This window comes from Streptomyces sp. JLSY215 (genome assembly GCF_059682825.1).
The window spans coordinates 1,070,696-1,086,409 of sequence record NZ_CM185022.1; the positions used below are offsets into that span (position 1 = coordinate 1,070,696).

16 protein-coding genes and 2 pseudogenes are annotated in these 15,714 nt (G+C 68.4%); 9 read left to right on the forward strand and 9 right to left on the reverse strand.

The window, feature by feature from the left end; translation table 11 throughout:
- Positions 1–84 precede the first annotated feature (84 nt).
- The gene (locus AC5677_RS04740; RefSeq protein WP_497193735.1) at positions 85–999 is read left to right on the forward strand and encodes a hypothetical protein; all 915 of its coding nucleotides are present in this window, start codon (positions 85–87) and stop codon (positions 997–999) included.
- Positions 1,000–1,378: 379 nt separating this feature from the next.
- Here the strand turns inward: AC5677_RS04740 and AC5677_RS04745 are convergent, their stop codons facing one another.
- From AC5677_RS04745 to AC5677_RS04765, 5 genes and pseudogenes are all read right to left on the reverse strand, one after another.
- A complete protein-coding gene (locus AC5677_RS04745) occupies positions 1,379–1,738 on the reverse strand; it encodes a DUF1330 domain-containing protein (RefSeq protein ID WP_497193736.1) in 360 nt (119 codons plus the stop codon).
- A gap of 182 nt (positions 1,739–1,920) precedes the next feature.
- Positions 1,921–3,483, reverse strand: a complete 1,563-nt coding sequence (locus tag AC5677_RS04750) for a GMC family oxidoreductase (protein ID WP_497193737.1) — start codon at positions 3,481–3,483, stop codon at positions 1,921–1,923.
- 306 nt (positions 3,484–3,789) lie between these two features.
- Positions 3,790–3,984: pseudogene (locus tag AC5677_RS04755) on the reverse strand (hypothetical protein); the annotation flags it as partial.
- Between the two features lie 29 nt (positions 3,985–4,013).
- Entirely contained in the window at positions 4,014–4,490 is a 477-nt protein-coding gene (locus tag AC5677_RS04760; RefSeq protein ID WP_497193738.1) for a hypothetical protein, read from the reverse strand.
- Between the two features lie 239 nt (positions 4,491–4,729).
- Positions 4,730–5,305 (reverse strand): CGNR zinc finger domain-containing protein, encoded by a 576-nt coding sequence (locus tag AC5677_RS04765; RefSeq protein WP_497193739.1) that lies wholly within the window; start codon positions 5,303–5,305, stop codon positions 4,730–4,732.
- 103 nt (positions 5,306–5,408) lie between these two features.
- Here AC5677_RS04765 and AC5677_RS04770 point away from each other — a divergent pair, with 103 nt between their 5' ends.
- Positions 5,409–6,581 carry an epoxide hydrolase family protein gene (locus AC5677_RS04770; protein ID WP_497193740.1) on the forward strand — a complete coding sequence of 391 codons (1,173 nt, stop codon included), beginning with the start codon at positions 5,409–5,411 and terminating at the stop codon, positions 6,579–6,581.
- A 210-nt stretch (positions 6,582–6,791) separates the two neighbouring features.
- The gene (locus tag AC5677_RS04775) at positions 6,792–7,334 is read left to right on the forward strand and encodes a DUF4232 domain-containing protein (RefSeq protein ID WP_497193741.1); all 543 of its coding nucleotides are present in this window, start codon (positions 6,792–6,794) and stop codon (positions 7,332–7,334) included.
- A gap of 194 nt (positions 7,335–7,528) precedes the next feature.
- On the opposite strand, the gene AC5677_RS04780 is transcribed toward AC5677_RS04775, so the two are convergent.
- A complete protein-coding gene (locus AC5677_RS04780) occupies positions 7,529–8,434 on the reverse strand; it encodes an ATP-grasp domain-containing protein (protein ID WP_497193742.1) in 906 nt (301 codons plus the stop codon).
- A gap of 650 nt (positions 8,435–9,084) precedes the next feature.
- On the opposite strand from AC5677_RS04780, the pseudogene AC5677_RS04785 reads away from it, so the two are divergent.
- Positions 9,085–9,177: pseudogene (locus AC5677_RS04785) on the forward strand (nucleotidyl transferase AbiEii/AbiGii toxin family protein); the annotation flags it as partial.
- A gap of 90 nt (positions 9,178–9,267) precedes the next feature.
- On the opposite strand, the gene AC5677_RS04790 reads toward AC5677_RS04785, so the two are convergent.
- A complete protein-coding gene (locus AC5677_RS04790) occupies positions 9,268–10,284 on the reverse strand; it encodes a helix-turn-helix transcriptional regulator (RefSeq protein WP_497196511.1) in 1,017 nt (338 codons plus the stop codon).
- Between the two features lie 63 nt (positions 10,285–10,347).
- Here AC5677_RS04790 and AC5677_RS04795 point away from each other — a divergent pair, with 63 nt between their 5' ends.
- The 4 genes from AC5677_RS04795 to AC5677_RS04810 all read left to right on the forward strand — a co-directional run bounded on the left by AC5677_RS04795 (position 10,348) and on the right by AC5677_RS04810 (position 13,238).
- Entirely contained in the window at positions 10,348–10,794 is a 447-nt protein-coding gene (locus AC5677_RS04795) for a DinB family protein (protein ID WP_497193743.1), read from the forward strand.
- Positions 10,795–10,932: 138 nt separating this feature from the next.
- A complete protein-coding gene (locus AC5677_RS04800; protein ID WP_497193744.1) occupies positions 10,933–11,394 on the forward strand; it encodes a VOC family protein in 462 nt (153 codons plus the stop codon).
- A gap of 36 nt (positions 11,395–11,430) precedes the next feature.
- Positions 11,431–11,673, forward strand: a complete 243-nt coding sequence (locus AC5677_RS04805; RefSeq protein WP_497193745.1) for a hypothetical protein — start codon at positions 11,431–11,433, stop codon at positions 11,671–11,673.
- A 494-nt stretch (positions 11,674–12,167) separates the two neighbouring features.
- Positions 12,168–13,238 carry a polyprenyl synthetase family protein gene (locus tag AC5677_RS04810; protein ID WP_497196512.1) on the forward strand — a complete coding sequence of 357 codons (1,071 nt, stop codon included), beginning with the start codon at positions 12,168–12,170 and terminating at the stop codon, positions 13,236–13,238.
- 382 nt (positions 13,239–13,620) lie between these two features.
- Here the strand turns inward: AC5677_RS04810 and AC5677_RS04815 are convergent, their stop codons facing one another.
- Positions 13,621–14,121, reverse strand: a complete 501-nt coding sequence (locus AC5677_RS04815) for a hypothetical protein (protein ID WP_497193746.1) — start codon at positions 14,119–14,121, stop codon at positions 13,621–13,623.
- Between the two features lie 105 nt (positions 14,122–14,226).
- On the opposite strand from AC5677_RS04815, the gene AC5677_RS04820 reads away from it, so the two are divergent.
- A complete protein-coding gene (locus AC5677_RS04820) occupies positions 14,227–14,556 on the forward strand; it encodes a hypothetical protein (protein WP_497193747.1) in 330 nt (109 codons plus the stop codon).
- Between the two features lie 87 nt (positions 14,557–14,643).
- On the opposite strand, the gene AC5677_RS04825 is transcribed toward AC5677_RS04820, so the two are convergent.
- Positions 14,644–15,603 carry an alpha/beta hydrolase gene (locus AC5677_RS04825; RefSeq protein ID WP_497193748.1) on the reverse strand — a complete coding sequence of 320 codons (960 nt, stop codon included), beginning with the start codon at positions 15,601–15,603 and terminating at the stop codon, positions 14,644–14,646.
- Positions 15,604–15,714: the final 111 nt, after the last annotated feature.

Sequence of the window (15,714 nt, forward strand, 5' to 3'; positions counted from 1 at the left end):
GTGGTGCCCACTGCATCGGCCCTCGGTACCTTCCCGCGACAAGGAAACCGGGTCGGACCCCAGGCCCGCTAGGCTCTGGTGGTCATGGACAGCGCAACGGAAATCGAAGTGGCACGCAAAGAAGCAGGCTCATCTCTTCAGTACTACTGGGAGGCAGCCGAGTACGACACTCCCGAGGACCTGGAGGATGACGAAGCTGAAGTCCGGGAGGCATGCGCTGCCATTCAGAAGGCATTTCCCGACGACGCTGCCAGTTCGACCTGCCTGATGCTGCTGGAATTGGGAAAGTTGCGGGCACACCTGAACGACGAAATCGGCACCGGATACGACCACTTCGACGATGAAGACAACCCACCCGCCGAATTGGACGAGGACGACCAGCGCGGCCGGACTCTGGCCGCCGAAGTGGTGCGGGCAGCGGAGCGCACTCTTGCCCTGCAAGGGACCAACAACCTCGCAGTCTTCTCGCGCGCGTGTGCCCTGCATTGGATGGGCGATCATGACGCCGCAGCGGCGGCCTATCGTGAGGCACTCCGTCTCGATCCCTACGACCACATCGCAAAGGCCCGCGTAGAGCAATTGGTGAACATCGAGCTCCCTGAGCCGCCAAGCGGGCTCATCACCCACCATCCGCACGGCTTCCACCTGTTGGAGATGACCCATCTCGTGGGTCACAGCGGGAGCACCAAGGGCTGGGTTTGGCTGCTCAGCGATCCGTCCTCGGTCCAGAGCTCTGTGGACGGCTACCTTGACGCATGGCTGACCAACTGCGGCCTCGGTCTCGACGACGAATTCAGCGTGTGGACTCATGTCCCCGGCAGCAGGCGCGAAGGATATGAGTTGCGTGAGGCACTTGGCCGGTCAGCTGAGGGACGACCATTCATCGACTGGTCGAAGGTGCCCCTGCCCGATCTGGGGCGTGATCATCTCCCGGTCGGCCAGCCGATCCGATGGCTTGGACAGCTGCACTTCTTCGGCGGGACCGAGCACGACGATTAGATCGAGGGCCGTACAGCAGGGGAGACGAGACCGTCAGCACCCACCAGCCGAAGTTCCGGCTGCGCCGGCTTTCCGCTGATGAAGTGTGTAATCCGTTCCTCCATGTATCGACCGATGGCGACTCGATTCTGCACTGAGCAGAGAAAGAGAACTGGGCCCTTCCGATCCGCGCCTGTCAGGGACACGGATTCAAAGGGCCCATAACCACCGATCCACCGTCACGCGACTCCGGCATTGCGCTGACACTCCGGCCCCCTCCGAGCAGCCGGGCGTTCCGGAGGGGCGGCTGACGGCTTCTCCGCCGAGTGCCGTGGGGCGAAAGCCGCCTGGGCTTGTCGTTCCTGCGAGGCAGGACGGCAGAGCAGACGCGACGATGTGGCTAGGAGCCGGACGCTGCGTCGACGGCGGCGCGGACCTGCTGGGCGAAGCCCTTGACGGTGTAGTCCGCGGGGAGAGCGTCGATCAGCACCATGTCGCTGATCGAGTTGTTGGTGCGCAGGGGGCGGATTCTTCGGTAAGCCGGCGAGTCGTACCACTCTTCCGCGGCGGCGCGATCCGGAAATTCCATGAGGACGACGAGGCCCGGCCAGGCCCCCTCCACGACCGTGACCTCACCGTTGGCCAGCCACTTGCCGCCGTAGGGCTTCACGGTGGCCTCAACCTGTTCCAGATAGGACAGGCCCTCCTCGTTGGGAACGTCGCCGGGGATACGCAGGTGATTGATCAGGTAAGTACTCATACCGAACCCTCCGGGTCGTCGCGGAGTCGTGGAGGCGGTGGCGGGAGACGGCACCGCTATCACTGTGGTGTGGCCACTGCTGCCTGGTCTGCGCGTGGGCGAACGCGCCGCCGCATCCGGCGAACGCGTTCGTCGAGTGCTGCGCCGCTCGTCGCCCGCAGGACATCCGGTCCACCCGGTCATCAGCTCCCGGTCCCTCGCGTCGGTATTCGACCGTCCGGTGTGCAGGGCTCCTGTACATGGCCGCGCAGAAGATCCACTGCTCGTTCGGCGATCGCATAGACGGTGGCGTTGGGGTTGGCACCGGGAAGGGTGGGGATCACGGAGGCGTCCACGACACGCAGCCCGTCGATGCCGCGCACGCGCAGTCGGGGATCGACGACCGCCATGGGGTCGGTACCCATCCGGCAGGTGCCTGCCGCGTGCTGATACGGGTCGGCGTCACGGCACAAATAGCCGCGCAGCTCGCTCTCGTCGTGCACCTCGTGTCCGGGAAGCGCCTCCCGTTCGCGCCAGTCGTCGAAGGCCGATGAGCTGCCGATCTCGCGGGCGATCCCCAGGGCCGTCAGCATCGCCACCATGTCGCGGTCGTCGCCGAAGAAGTTCGGATCGATCAGCGGGGCGCTCACCGGATCGGCGTCGGCCAGCCGGACCGAGCCCCGGCTGTGTGTGCGCAGCCACGAGAACGCGATGGTGTACCCGTTCGCCGGTCCTTGTATCGAAGGCGGGTGGAACGGCACGTCGATGGGAATCAGATGGAGGTCGGGAGCGGCCAGGGCGGGGTGGCTGCGCACGGCCGCAACGACCTCGCCGTGGTTGTTCCGACCGGGGGGAACGGGCTGCGCCGCGGCGTAGACGACCCCGGCGAGAAGGTGGTCGTGGAGGTTTGCACCGACACCGGGCAGGTCGGCGACCACGTCGATGCCCGCGGAGTGCAAGTGGTCGGCCGGCCCGATGCCGGACAGCAGGAGCAGGTGGGCGGACCCGATCGAACCGGCGCTCAGGATCGTCTCGGCGAGCGAGTAGGCCCTCCGCACCTCGGCGCCGACGGAGTACTCAACTCCGGTGCACCGTCCGCCAGTTATGACCAGTCGGTGCGCCCATGCGTCGGTCATCACGGCAAGGTTTGCACGTTCCAGGACGGGGCGCAGATAGCCGTTCGCGGCGTCCTGCCGGATGCCGTTGACGATGTTGAGGTCCCACCAGCAGACACCTTCCTGGTCGGCTCCGTTGAGATCGTCGCTTCGGGGGTATCCGGCGCCCTCGGCGGCGTCCAGGAAGGTGTAAGACAGGGGATGGGCGTTACTCGCCGGTGCGACCCGCATGGGGCCGTCGGTGCCTCGATATGCCGGGTCGCGCCCCTGCGTGGCCTCGCTGCGTTTGAAGAACGGCAGAAGATTCTCATAGCTCCAACCGGGAGCGCCCGTTGACCACTTGTCGTAGTCGCTGCGGTGGCCCCGGATGAAGGCCAACGCGTTGATGCTGCTGGAGCCGCCCAGGACCTTGCCGCGTGGATACCTGCGGGCGATCCCACCAGCTGCCCGCTGCGGGACGGTGGCGTAGCCCCAGTCGACCTCGCTCCCGATCAGCGTCGGCCACGCCGTCGGGTCCGCCATGGTCTCCGGCCCGTGCGCGGCCCCGGCCTCCAGTAGGAGCACCCGGTTCCGCGGATCTTCCGACAGCCGTGCGGCGAGGACGCAACCGGCGCTGCCGGCGCCGACCACGACGTAGTCGAACTCGTTCATGTCTCCTCCGACGACGGCCGATCGCAGCAGCGTGCCCAGGGCGAACGGCAGGTCCCGGATGGGGATTGCCGGTGGCGCGGCGCACGGCGCGGGCGATCGCCGCGGCGGCGCCGACGATCAGCGCCATCGAAGGGCCCGTGGTCATACCGCCGAGCAGTTGCGAGCGGGCGGTCCGGGGGTTGATCACCTGGCCGAGGCCGAACACCCCGAGCAGGCACGGGACCGCACTCCACCTGCACGGGACGCACCCCCGACAAGGCGTGTCGGGATTACGGAATACCGCAAGATCAAGCCTTCCGCAGGCTCTCACCCGCCGCAACTTCGGAGGGTGGTCCCGACGATGCCGGGCACCTGACGAGGGCGCCGGGACATGGGCCGACCTGCTGCAACGCGGGCTTCGCGGATGTCGTCCCGGATCTCCCAGCGGATCCGTAGACGGCGGAACCAATGCCCATGGGCAAATGCGCGCTCCACGACCCGGCGTTGGGTAAGGGCTGTTCCGTAAAAGATCTCCGTGGCTTGGCGATGGGCTATCCCATGGCTGCTCGGGCGGCGTCGAGGAACACCAGCCGGTTGTCCTCCAGGTAGTCCCGCACGCTCTCTCCGTCGGGCAAGCCTTCCCACACCGTCCGGTTGAGGTCGAGGAAGTACGCACGTGCCGCGTCGTGCACAGGCAGGGGGAACTGGATGCGGATGAGCCGCTCGGCGACCCACAGCCTGTTCATGACGTCCTGAGTCCTGAGGTGCCAGGGGTGGGTGTCGTCGAACTCGGAAGGCCGGCTGAAGGCGGAGCGTTCGGCCTCGGCCGCCACCTCGATGAACCGCTCCAGCAGCGCCAGCCGTTCCGCGCGCCGAGCCTCCGACAGGGCGTTCTGCTGCCGTTGCTGTTCAGCGCGTTCCGCTGACAGTTGAGTCCTGTGCTGGACGAGGTAGGACAGCATGCCGCCGAGGACTACGCCGCCCAACGATATGAGTGACACCCAGACCTGACCTGACATGGTGGTCATCGTGCCACGCCGTCGATCTTTGGGACGATCTCGCTGTGGGTGGTGTGATCACGGCGTCCGAGCCGTCCTGGATAACCCCGTTCACGGGGCTGAGCGCGCAACCCGAGCGTCATGGCGGGAGCCCGCTGAAGACGCCTGAAGTCATTCCGTCAGGGGCTCTTAGCGGTGCCGTTGGGGTGCAGCCGATATGACAGATGTGTCGCCGGCGTGGGGCCCACTTGGAGGTACCGAGGTAACGATCACTCCGCCGATCTGGGATTTCTGCGCTGGTTGGCATTGAAGCGCGCCTTCTTCTGGCGATTCCCGCACGTGTTCATGTCACACCATTTGCGGGTGCGGCTTTGACTGGTGTCGAAGAAGGCGGCTTGGCAGGTTGGTGATGCGCACAAGGCCAATTTTCCGTCTCGTTCGCCCGCCAGGATGCTGATCGCGTCGGCGGCGATCACGCTGAGGGCATCTTCGACGCAGGAGGCGGAGCTGAGCTGCCATCGCCGCTTGCCCTCGGGCGTCAGGATCGCCGCGGCCCGGCCCTGAGCGCTGCAGTCATTGATGACTTGGACAGCAGACGCGGGGAGAGCTTCCTGGATCGCGGCCGCTGTCGCGGCGGCGTGAATCGACTCCCTCAGTTCCCGAGCGCGGTCGAGCTGGGCAGTGGTGCAGGAGTCCACGGCGAGGCCGCTCACCGCCAGCCAGTCGACGAGTCGGTGCGGCGCGGGAATGCGCTCCACGGCGTCGCCATGACGCTCCGACAGAGTCCCCGTGAAGCTGGTCGCCAGCACCTTACCGAGGCGGAAGTCAGGGAACGCAGCACGCATGGAACCACCTTAGCTGGTTGCGGCGTGGCTCGGAAAGCTGTTAGAACCGTCTTAGCCGGTTCGCTATAGGCCGTAGCCGGTACCACGACGGCCAGGAGGTCTGATGCCCCGTCCCACCAGCGACGTCCAAGCATTTGAAGCCCACGCAGCTGACGCCGACCTCGACGATCTGCGCGCGCGACTGGCTGCGGCGCGACTACCGGAGCCCGAGACGGTGCGTGGCTCCGCGCCAGGCCCCCGCCGATGGGAGCAGGGCGTTCCGCTCGCCGACCTCGTCGATGTCGTGAACTACTGGCGCACCGGATACGACTGGCGGTCGTTCGAGGAGCGCCTCAACCGGATCGGCCAGTTCCGCACGACCATCGACGATCTGGGAATCCACTTCCTGCACCGGCGGTCCGCGCGCGCGGATGCCACTCCTCTGCTCTTGACGCACGGCTGGCCGGACAGCATCGCTCGGTTCATCGACGTAGTGGACGAGCTGGCAGATCCGAAGGACGTGGACGCGCCGGCGTTCCACGTCGTGGTCCCGTCGCTCCCCGGCTTCGGTTACAGCGACAAGCCGGCCACCACCGGGTGGGGAACCGAGAAGATCGCGGCCGCATGGGTGGAACTGATGGGACGGCTCGGCTACCGGACGTTCGCAGCCCACGGCGGCGACTGGGGAGGCAACATCACCACGGTTCTCGGCGGCAGGTTCCCGGCGCACGTGCTCGGCATCCACACCACCTTCGCGGAGGGACCGCCCGGTCTGAGCACGGACGGGCTGACGGCGGTCGAGCGCCAGTGGACCGAGGAGACCCGCGATTTCTGGCGCCACCGCGCGGGGTACGCGAAGCAGCAGGCGACCAGCCCGCAGACCATCGGCTACTCGCTCGTCGACTCACCGGTCGGGCTTCTCGCCTGGATCCTCGACAAGTTCGCCGAGTGGTCGGACACCGAGGACAGCCCGTTCGAGACGATTTCCAGAGACCGCATCCTCGACGACGTCACCCTGTACTGGCTCACGCGGACCGGCGCATCGGCGGCCCGCATCTACTACGAAAGCCACAACTCGCTCGACCCTGAACTGCGGGTCGACGTCCCGTCAGCACTCACCATGTATCCCCGCGACGTCGAGAAGTGTCCGCGCCCCTGGGCGCAGGAGCGGTACCGGCAGATCGTCCGATGGAGGTCGCCCGAGAAGGGGGGACATTTCCCGTCGCTGGAGGTTCCCGAGTATTTCGTCAAAGATCTGCAAGAGGGCCTCGCGGCAGTGCTGGCCGCCAATCGGTGAACGCGGCAGCGATCCCGCCTTGCCGGACCGGATGCTGAGCGATGCGGCGGGCCGTTGCGGTGTCCTTCCCACGATGCCGCGACGGCCCGCACCCTGGCTGTCGGGAAAAGGTTCTCCGGCACACCGAACCTCCCCCGGGCATTGCCCATCTTCAGGTGCGTAGGCGCGCGCTGACCTCGCGCGCCGATTAGCCTTCGAGGGGAACCCGACATGAAGAGCAAGCTGACCACCGTGGCCCTTGCGGCCCTCGTCGTCGCCGGCACTGCCGCTACCGCCATCCCTGCCTCGGCCGCCCCCGCCAAAGCCGAGCCGACCCGCTGCCACACCGCCGACCTGAAGGCCGGCTTCGCCACGGGGGAGGACGCGGCACCGGAGATGGACCAGACCGAGAAGCAGACCCAGGCGTACATCTGGTTCACCAACCAGAGCAAGCGCACCTGCACCCTGTCCGGCTTCGCGGGTGTCGACATGATCGGCGCTCAGAAGACCGACGGCACCTGGTCGCTGGTGCGCTCCGCCACGAAGCCCGAAAAGATGACCCTGGGGCCGGGGGACACGGTGGACTTCAGCATCACCCTGCTCCCGGTGGCCAAGTCCACGCCGCAGAAGGAGAAGTTCGTTCCGGCGAAGTTCCTGGTCACCCCGCCGAACGAGACGGAGCACTTCACCCTGAAGTGGCCGTTCGGCGGCCAGATCCTCAAGCAGGACGGCGCCACCCACCCGGCCACCTACCTCAATCCGGTCGGGCGGTAACCGACTGGACAGCCTCCGAGCTTCCCTGCAGCGTCGCTGGTGGCCACCGCAGGACTCCCGGAATGAGTTGAAGCCGCCGGGGAGAGCGGTGGCCACCCAGGGGCCGCGTGCTCTGGCGGTTCGTGGACCGCGGTGTGACGTGCAGTGAGGGGGCGCGGGTCCGCTCGGCTGGGACCAAGGGGCCACTTGCCTGATCACAGCATGGCCAGGTGCGCTTCCACGTACGGGACCGCAACCGACTCCGCGGGGTGCACCGAGCCGAGCATCGGATGCACGTTGACTTCGAACACCACGCCACCGTTCTCAACGGCGAGGTCGACGCCGGCGAACGGCAACCCCATAGACTCGGTGGCCGAGACGGCCAGCTTGCAGAGTTCCGCGGGCAGATCGTCAATCGGCAAGGGGGTGCAGCCCGCTCCCTGAGCCTCGTTGCAGGGTGCATCCGGATCCGCCTGGACATGTTCACATGCCTGTACCGGGCGTCCGTCCAGCACGGACACCCGGAATTGATGGCGCAGCCCATCGGAGTTGAAGTTGTCGGCGTCCCGGGAGATCAACCAGTCCTGCCCGGAACGGGCGTAGTAGCCGATTGCGGCACGCAGTTGCTCAGGAGTGGTGACGTGGAAGACGTCATTTCCACCGGTGCCCAGCACCGGCCGAGCCCAGACGTTTCGCCCCAGTCTCTCGAATGCCGCGGCGGCTCGCTGCGCGCTGGGCCGGGACAGACTGATGGTTTCCATATGCCGGATACCGTGCTGGGCGAACCGTTCCACCGTGAGGTTCTTTTCGGTGGCCGCCCGCCAGGCACTGGCGTCCGTTCCGAGCGACGCCACCCCGTGCCGGCTCAGCAGTCGCTGGAACGGGGCGAAGCTGCGGCGTTCGGGTGGCTGAACCTCGTAGATGAGTACAGCCGAAGGTGTCACCATCAGCCCTTCGGCCGGCACCTCGAACCGGACTCCTGCGTCGACGAGATGTGTCCGACCGGTCCCACCCGTCATGAAGTGCCGCGCATCGATCAACACGGGTGGCCGTCCGGTGAGCAACTCGACGGCAGCGGCCAGAGCGGAACGACTGCCCTCCGTCGACCCGTGATCGGTCATCAACACAACCTCGCGTGTGCCCATATCGGCCTGATCCCCTCGCCCACTGGGTCGCACTTCGCGGCACCCGCCGCGAGGCTCGATCCTGCCAGCGCGAATACGGAAGGCGATAGCGCGATTACAGACAGCTGGTACTGCGTGGGGCGAGCTGCGGAGGCGAGCCACAGCTGGTGGCGGGCCTCAGACGGTTGGTGGAGGGGTCACTGAGTCGGTTCCTGCACTGTGCGGTAGCCGGCGGGCCAGGTCTCCTTCCGTGCGCCGCCGGGGTTCAGTTCGTGAGGCGCCCGGGGACCACCAAACCGGTCTCGTAGGCGGCGACGATGCGCGGAGACGGGTCGCACCCCGAGGGAGAGGGGACGACGATGGGGCTCGGACTGCTCGTCCTACTCCTGCTGGGCAACGTGATGGTCACGTGGCCCGCCGGGCGATGCTGGCGGCACGACCGTGCACAGTCCCACTCGTTTCCGGTGCCGAGCGCGTCCGAGCTGCTGTGTACGCAGTACGTGAAGCGTCTGCCCGCGCAGCCGGAGGACCTGGCCGGTCCCGCCCGCGGCACGGTTGACCTGCCGCTGCACGTGGTCCGGTCGGGCCGCCGCTCCCATGGACGCCGCTTTCCCCGAGCTCACCACCGCGGCAGCCGCGACGGCCGTGTGAACCTGACGGATCCGCACCGCCGGCTCCTGGCCGACGTCTTCGCTGTCGGCAGCCCCTACCCGCTCGTGATCACCGGCAGGTACTCGCTGGATGAGCGCGTGGTGACGCTTCGGGCGATCCGGGCCGGAACGGTAAGTGCTCAGGACGGAGGCGGTCCTCCGCGCTGGCGTGGTCGCGGCTCACGAATCGTCCAATTCCGGTGACTCCTCCCCTTCCGGCACGGGTGAGATCGTTGCACCGGCCGACAGCAGTCTCTGCGCCAGCGCACGAGAGCGCCTTCCGAGCTCCGGAGGGTCGAGTATCTCGAAGTCGTGCCCCAGCAGGAGCACGTGCATGAGCACGGCGTCGAGGCTTGCGGCGCCACTGAGCACCTCGCAGAGTTCGTTCCCGCGCCGTCGTACGACGGCAGCCGACACCGGAATCTGCATCCGCACCGTGTCGGCCGACGCGTGCACGAGGAAGCGCGCCTGGTGTGGGTAGACCCGGCTTGCCACGCCCTCCTGCACGTACGTTGCCGCGTCAGGCGCCGCGCGCGGGCGAAAGCGCCAGGTCCGTGCAGACGTGTCGGCCATCCGGTCGACGCGGAAGCTGCGCCAGTCGTCGCGATCGAGGTCGTAGGCGAGGAGGTACCAGCGCCGGTCGGAGGCGACCAGGCGGTAGGGCTCGACCCGTCGCCGTCGCACCTCGCCTCCGGACGGGTAGTCGAAGCCGGCCTCCACCTCATCGCGGCAGGCTCTGGCCAGCGTCATGAGCACCTCCGGGTCGACCGGCGGGTGGCCTCCGCCGAAGGACTCCACCGAGCCGGTGAGCGCGCGCACCTCGTGCCGCAGCCGGGTGGGCAGCACCTGGTCGAGCTTGGTCAGCGCCCGGAGCGCGGCGTCGCCGGTGCCGGCGACCGCGCCGCCCGCGCCGGCGAGCAGCGAGACCGCGGTGGCGATGGCCTCCTGGTCGTCGAGAAGCAGTGGCGGCAGGTCCTGCCCTGGGCCGAGCCGGTAGCCGCCGCCGACACCCTGACTGGCATGCACCGGATAGCCGAGGGCGCGCAACCGCTCGACATCACGCCGCACCGTGCGCGGCGTGACCCCGAGCCGGTCGGCGAGCTCGGGGCCGGTCCAGACCTGGCGCTGCTGCAACAGCCCGAGCAGCGTGAGCACCCGCTCCGTCGTACCCCGCTCGTCACCGCTTGCCACGCCCATGCCGCCCACCCTGCCAGAAAATAGCGGACCGATCCTGTCCGCCAGAGATGTCACGGTGGCTCCATGGACGCAGACCAACTCGACTGGAACCGGACACTGCGCGAGCAGTGGGAGGTCCACTGGAAACATCAGCTCCGAGCCCGGCTTGAGGGCCTCACCGACGACGAATACTTCTGGTCGCCGGTAGCGGACGCCTGGAGCGTGCGGCCGCGCGGCCGCTCGACGGCGCCCGTGCAGTTCAGTGCCGGGGACTTCACGATGGACTACGCCTCCCCTCAGCCGGTCCCCGCGGCCTTCACCACCATCGCCTGGCGACTCGGTCACGTCATCGTCGGCGTGCTCGCCGCGCGCAACGCGGCACATTTCGGCGCGCCGGCGGCGTCGTACGAGACCTGGGAGTACGCCGGCAGCGCGGCCACCGCGCTCGACCGGCTCGAGGCCCAGCTCGACGTCTGGCCGGCTGGGGTCCGCAGCCTCGGGGAACGCCGGGCTCCGGGTCCCGATCGGTGAGAAGGAGCCCTTCCCCGAGATGCCCATGGCCGACCTGGTGCTGCACATCCACTGCGAGCTGACCCATCACCCGTCCGAGGTCTGCCTGCCGCGCGACCTCTACCTGCACACGAAACCCGCTACGAACGGAGCAACCCGATGAGCCACCACATCCAGGTCACCTTCGACGCCCACGACCCGCTGGCACTGTCGTCCTTCTGGCGCGATGCACTGGGCTACGTCCACCCCGGTCCGCCCGGAGTCAGCCTGCCCGAGGGCGCCGACCCGCTGGCCGCCTGGGACGACTTCCTCGCGCGGATCGGCGTACCGGAGGAGCAGCGCAACACGCGATCGGCCATCGAGGACCCGGACGGGCACGGCCCACGGCTGTTCTTCCAGCAGGTGCCGGAGGACAAGGTCGCCAAGAACCGCGTCCACCTCGACATCCGCGCGGCTCCCGGACTGCAGGGAGAGGAGCGGATGGCGGCGCTGGAGGTCGAGTGCGACCGGCTCGTCGCGCTGGGGGCGAAGCGGGTACGTCGCCATGAGCCCTCTCCCCCGATGAGCGCCGGCTTTATCGTGATGACCGACCCGGAGGGCAACGAGTTCTGCTTGGACTGACGCAGCCCAGCGGTAGTCGCGGAGCCGCGGCCGGTCTTGACCGCCGCACCAGTGTTTCCCGAGGCCGGTCGAGGCGGCAGTCCATGCCGGCCGACGACCAGGGCGGACACCCTGCTGACCGCCGCGCTCGCCCACACCGGGGCCGTCGCCGTCCGTAAGGTGGCCGTCCGCACCCGCGAGCGCCTGGCCGTACTCCGGCCCCGGCACGGCACGCTCGTCCTGCACACGCTGCTGCGAGCGCCCTCTTCAGCTGGGGGCTGCCGTCGCTGGGGCCGGTGAGGCTGTGATGGATGTCTTCACGTGACGGGGGTTGCCGTTGGGGGAGGCGTTCCCAATGCGGGATGATCTGTTGGACGTCTTCGGCAGCGCGGACGCCCCCTGCGCGCCGGCCTGAGCGATCTGCGGGAGGGCGAGCGGACCGTTCTGCCGGCGCTGGGACTTCAGCGTGCCGACCAGGTCCAGCGTGAACGGCTCCACCGAATGGTGGGCCGGGTGGACCTGGGTGAGCGTGAGGCGGCGGAGATCCGGAGCATCCCGCAGGCGACCGGGTGCGGGAGCAGACCGAGCTGATGCTCGTTTCCCGCTGTGAACCGGTGCGGCGGGCCCTGGTCGCGGCTGGCATCCTGCTGGCTGCGGACTGTGCTCTGCAGGGCGGAGCGGTCAGCGCCACCCAGTGCACCTGACCGCGCAGCGGCCGCGTGTCCGGAGCACCGGACACCCCTGTAGTGCGTCCACAACGGTGTCACTCACCCTCGGAGCAGGAAGAACTCATGATGAGCGAGCAGGTATGGGAACGCATCGCCGGATACGAGCGCTGGTTCAACACCCTCTTCGAGGAGTACTTCGACACGGTGAGCGCCGGGCTGGATGCGCCGTCGTTCAGCCGGTTCGCCCCGGAGTGCCTGCGCCTGCTGCGGGAGTTGTCCTTGCGGGGCGGCAAGCGGATGCGGGTTGTCCTGCTGCGTGAGGCAGCCCGCCTGGTGACGGCCGAGCCGGTCGAAGGACTGGACGCCGCGGCGCTGAGCATCGAGCTGCTGCAGACCCACGGCCTGGTGCACGACGACCTCATCGACGACAGCCCCACCCGCCGTAGCGGCCCGTCCACCTACTACGCCTACCGTGAGCGGTTCCCCGGTCACCCGCAGACGGCCCTGGGTCTGACCGTGCTCGCGGGCGACCTCGCCCTCGCCCTGTCCCTGCAGGTGCTGCTGGACGCGAAGGTGGCTGTGCCGGTGCGGCAGGCCATGGTCGAGGTGCAGTCACGGGCGGCGGCCGACACGTTCGTGGGCCAGATCATCGACCTGGAACGCGACTTCGCCGCCGCGCCGGACGAAGACATCCTGCACTGCGTGTCCGACTACAAGTCCGCCCGCTACTCGATTCTCGCGCCCATGCAGCTCGGACTCCTGGCCGCGGGCGAGCAGCCGGCGCTGTTCGAAAGGGAGCTACGCGACTACGCGCGGCTGCTGGGGATGTGCGGGCAGATGCGGGATGACTACCTGGACCTGTTCGGGGACGCGGCCGTCATGGGCAAGCCGACCGGCACCGACATCCGCGACGGCAAACACAGCTACACCGTTCACGCCCTGCTGGCTGCCGTCGACGACACCGAGCGCCGCGTAGTGGAAGCCGCACTCGGTGACCCGTCCTGCACTCCGGAGACCATCGCCGCCCTCCGGGAGATCGGCGAACGCCGCGGTGTGACGGTCAGGATGCAGGCGCAGATGCACCGGTGTGCGGAGCAGGCTGCCGAGGTGGCCGCCGGCTGGCGGTCACGGTGGCGCGAAGAGGCGGTCACCTTCTTCGAACGCGTGCCCCTGTTGACCGTCGAGCGAGCCATGTGATCAGCGGCGCGAGACCGGGCGTGGTCGGCTTCAGGGGTTGTGCCCCGGCGGGTGCGGGGGCACAGACGGCGGCCGGAGACGCCTGGGTCGCCAGGTCTGCGAGGGCCTGGAGCCAGCGTTTGGGTCGATGGGGTGTACGGCCGCCTGGCCGTAGTACAGACGCCGGCGCACCGCGAGAGGGGAGGCGCGGACGGTGAGCCGGCCCGGGACGGCGCTCGCGGCCATGAGGCGCTGAACCAGGCGCCAGGGCAGGCGGTTGAGGGCGGCTCGGAGCACCTTCGTCGTCACGAAGCAACCAGTCGTCGGCCTTCGGTGGCAATCGACCAAGCTTCCCCACCACGGGGCAGCAGCCGCAGTTGGCGGCTTTCGCCGGCTCGAATGCTCAAGATTGCCTTGACCTGGTGCAGAGGAAGCACCCCTCCCAGTGCGGGAGCCCGCTAAGGATCCGGTGTTGTGAGCACGAGGCCATCGCACGGTCGTCCGGTCCGGGGAAGTCTCCGACGCGATGAGTGTCGTCGGCCGGTACGAACGACTCGACCATGGCTTTGAACTGGTTCAGGTAGTCACGGGCGAAGGCAGGGGCGTACCCGAGCTCGCTCCAGCGGTGGCGAGTCAACGCGAGTGCGATGGCGCGCAGCACGAAGTCCTTCGATCGGGCACGTTCACGCGGAGTTGTGCCCCACGCAATGTCTTGCAGGTCGAATCCGACAGCCCCCCGCCCCATCACGTTCTGGTCCTGCAGATTCAGAAGAGCCGCGAAGCGGTAGTCCCACGCGTCATCAGCAAGATCGGATACCGCCAACATCAACACGTCGATGAACACCTCTGTGCCGCCGTTGGACAGGTACAGGCACTGTTCCCCACCACCGAATACGTTCCCCACCGAGCCACGCTACATCGAGGCCGGTGAACTCGCGGATCTCCCGTACCGCGCCTACGGCCTGATCATCTTTCGGCAGAGCTTCCCGTTCGTCCGAGACTCACCCGGGTGGTCAACCGGCCGCGCGAGCGGCTACGCCCCGGCGGCGCCTTCTCCGTGATCGCCCCGCTCGCAGTCAACGTCCAGGACGGCAAGCGCGATTTCACCCTCGACGAGGGTGAAATCGCCTTGCTGACGGTCGGCTGGCGCCACAGCGCTCAGCTCGACGCCGAGGGGCTGGCCTTCATCGTGCTGCGCGACCCCACGTTCGGACCGGTCACGGGCGCCGACGAGCGACGCCCCACCCCACAGAGCCTGGTCGGCGCGGGCGTGGTGACGCCGGATCCGAGGGCCTCCAGCACCGTGGCCGCTGCCTCATGCGGGTCGGCCGGGCCATAGCTGCCGGTCATGCTCATACAGCCCGGACCGAGCCGGGAGACCGCGGGGCCGTCGACGCCAAGGGCGTCGGTGTGCATCGTTCCTCCGTCACCTCGCCAGAGCCGCGCGGAGGAACGCGAGGATCTCCGCCTGGGCGGCTCCGGCCTGCGGTTCCACTCCCGGCAGGGTGAGGAACGCGTGCCTCGCGCCCGGGTATTCGGTCAGCCGCACGGACGTCCCGGCGGCCCGCAGCCGCTCGGCATAGCGGCGGCCGTGATCGGCGACCGCATCCTGGGTCGGCACCACGAGCAGCGCCGGGGCGAGCCCGCTCAGGTCGTCCGCGTAGAGCGGCGAGAATGCCCGGGCGTCCGTGCCCGCCGGGACGGCGAGCCGCTGGAAGAACCGCAGTTGCGGCAGGGCGCGGGTCGGGTTGTAGGCGTACTCGGCGATCGAGGGGTAGTCGTACATCGTGTCGGTCACATCGACCGCGGGGTTGACCAGCACCTGCGCCGCCAGGTGCAGACCGTCCTCCCGGGCCCGGATGGCCGTCAGGGCGCTGACGAGTGCGCCGAAGCTCTCGCCGAAGACGGCCGTGCGCGCCGGGTCGATGCCCCACTGGGCGGCGTGCTGCACCACGTGCCGCAGCACGTCCCAGCCGTCGTCGGCGGCGTTCGCAAGCGGACTGTCCGGGGCGACGAGGCGGTGCTCGACCGAGACGACGAGCGCGGGCAGTTGGACGGCGAGGTGGCTGTTGGTCCAGTCGCACTGCACCGCCGTGCCCACGAAGCTGCCTCCGTGGACATGGACCACGAGTGGCAGGTCGGTTCGGGCGACGTCACCGTCACCCCTCGACGCCGGCCGGTACACCCGGACCGGGAGGTCGCGCCCGGGCAGCGCGACATCACGCCACTCGATCGCGGCGCCGGGGTCCGGCTCCCCGGTGATCGCCCGCGCCGCGGGGGATGCCCGGAAGCGGTTCTCCGCGTCGCGATAGGCAATCAGTTCCTCGGTCGTTAACGTCTCGAAGTCCGGCTCCGGCGGCCGCGTCGCAGCTGCGGTCTGGTTCATGTCTGTGTCTCTCCTTCGTCTCCCGGCCTTGCCTCCCGGCAGGCTTGCGCCCTCAGTATGCACGCACTGCGTGCAACAGCAAGTGCATAGGTAAGCGCATAGCTAAGTGCA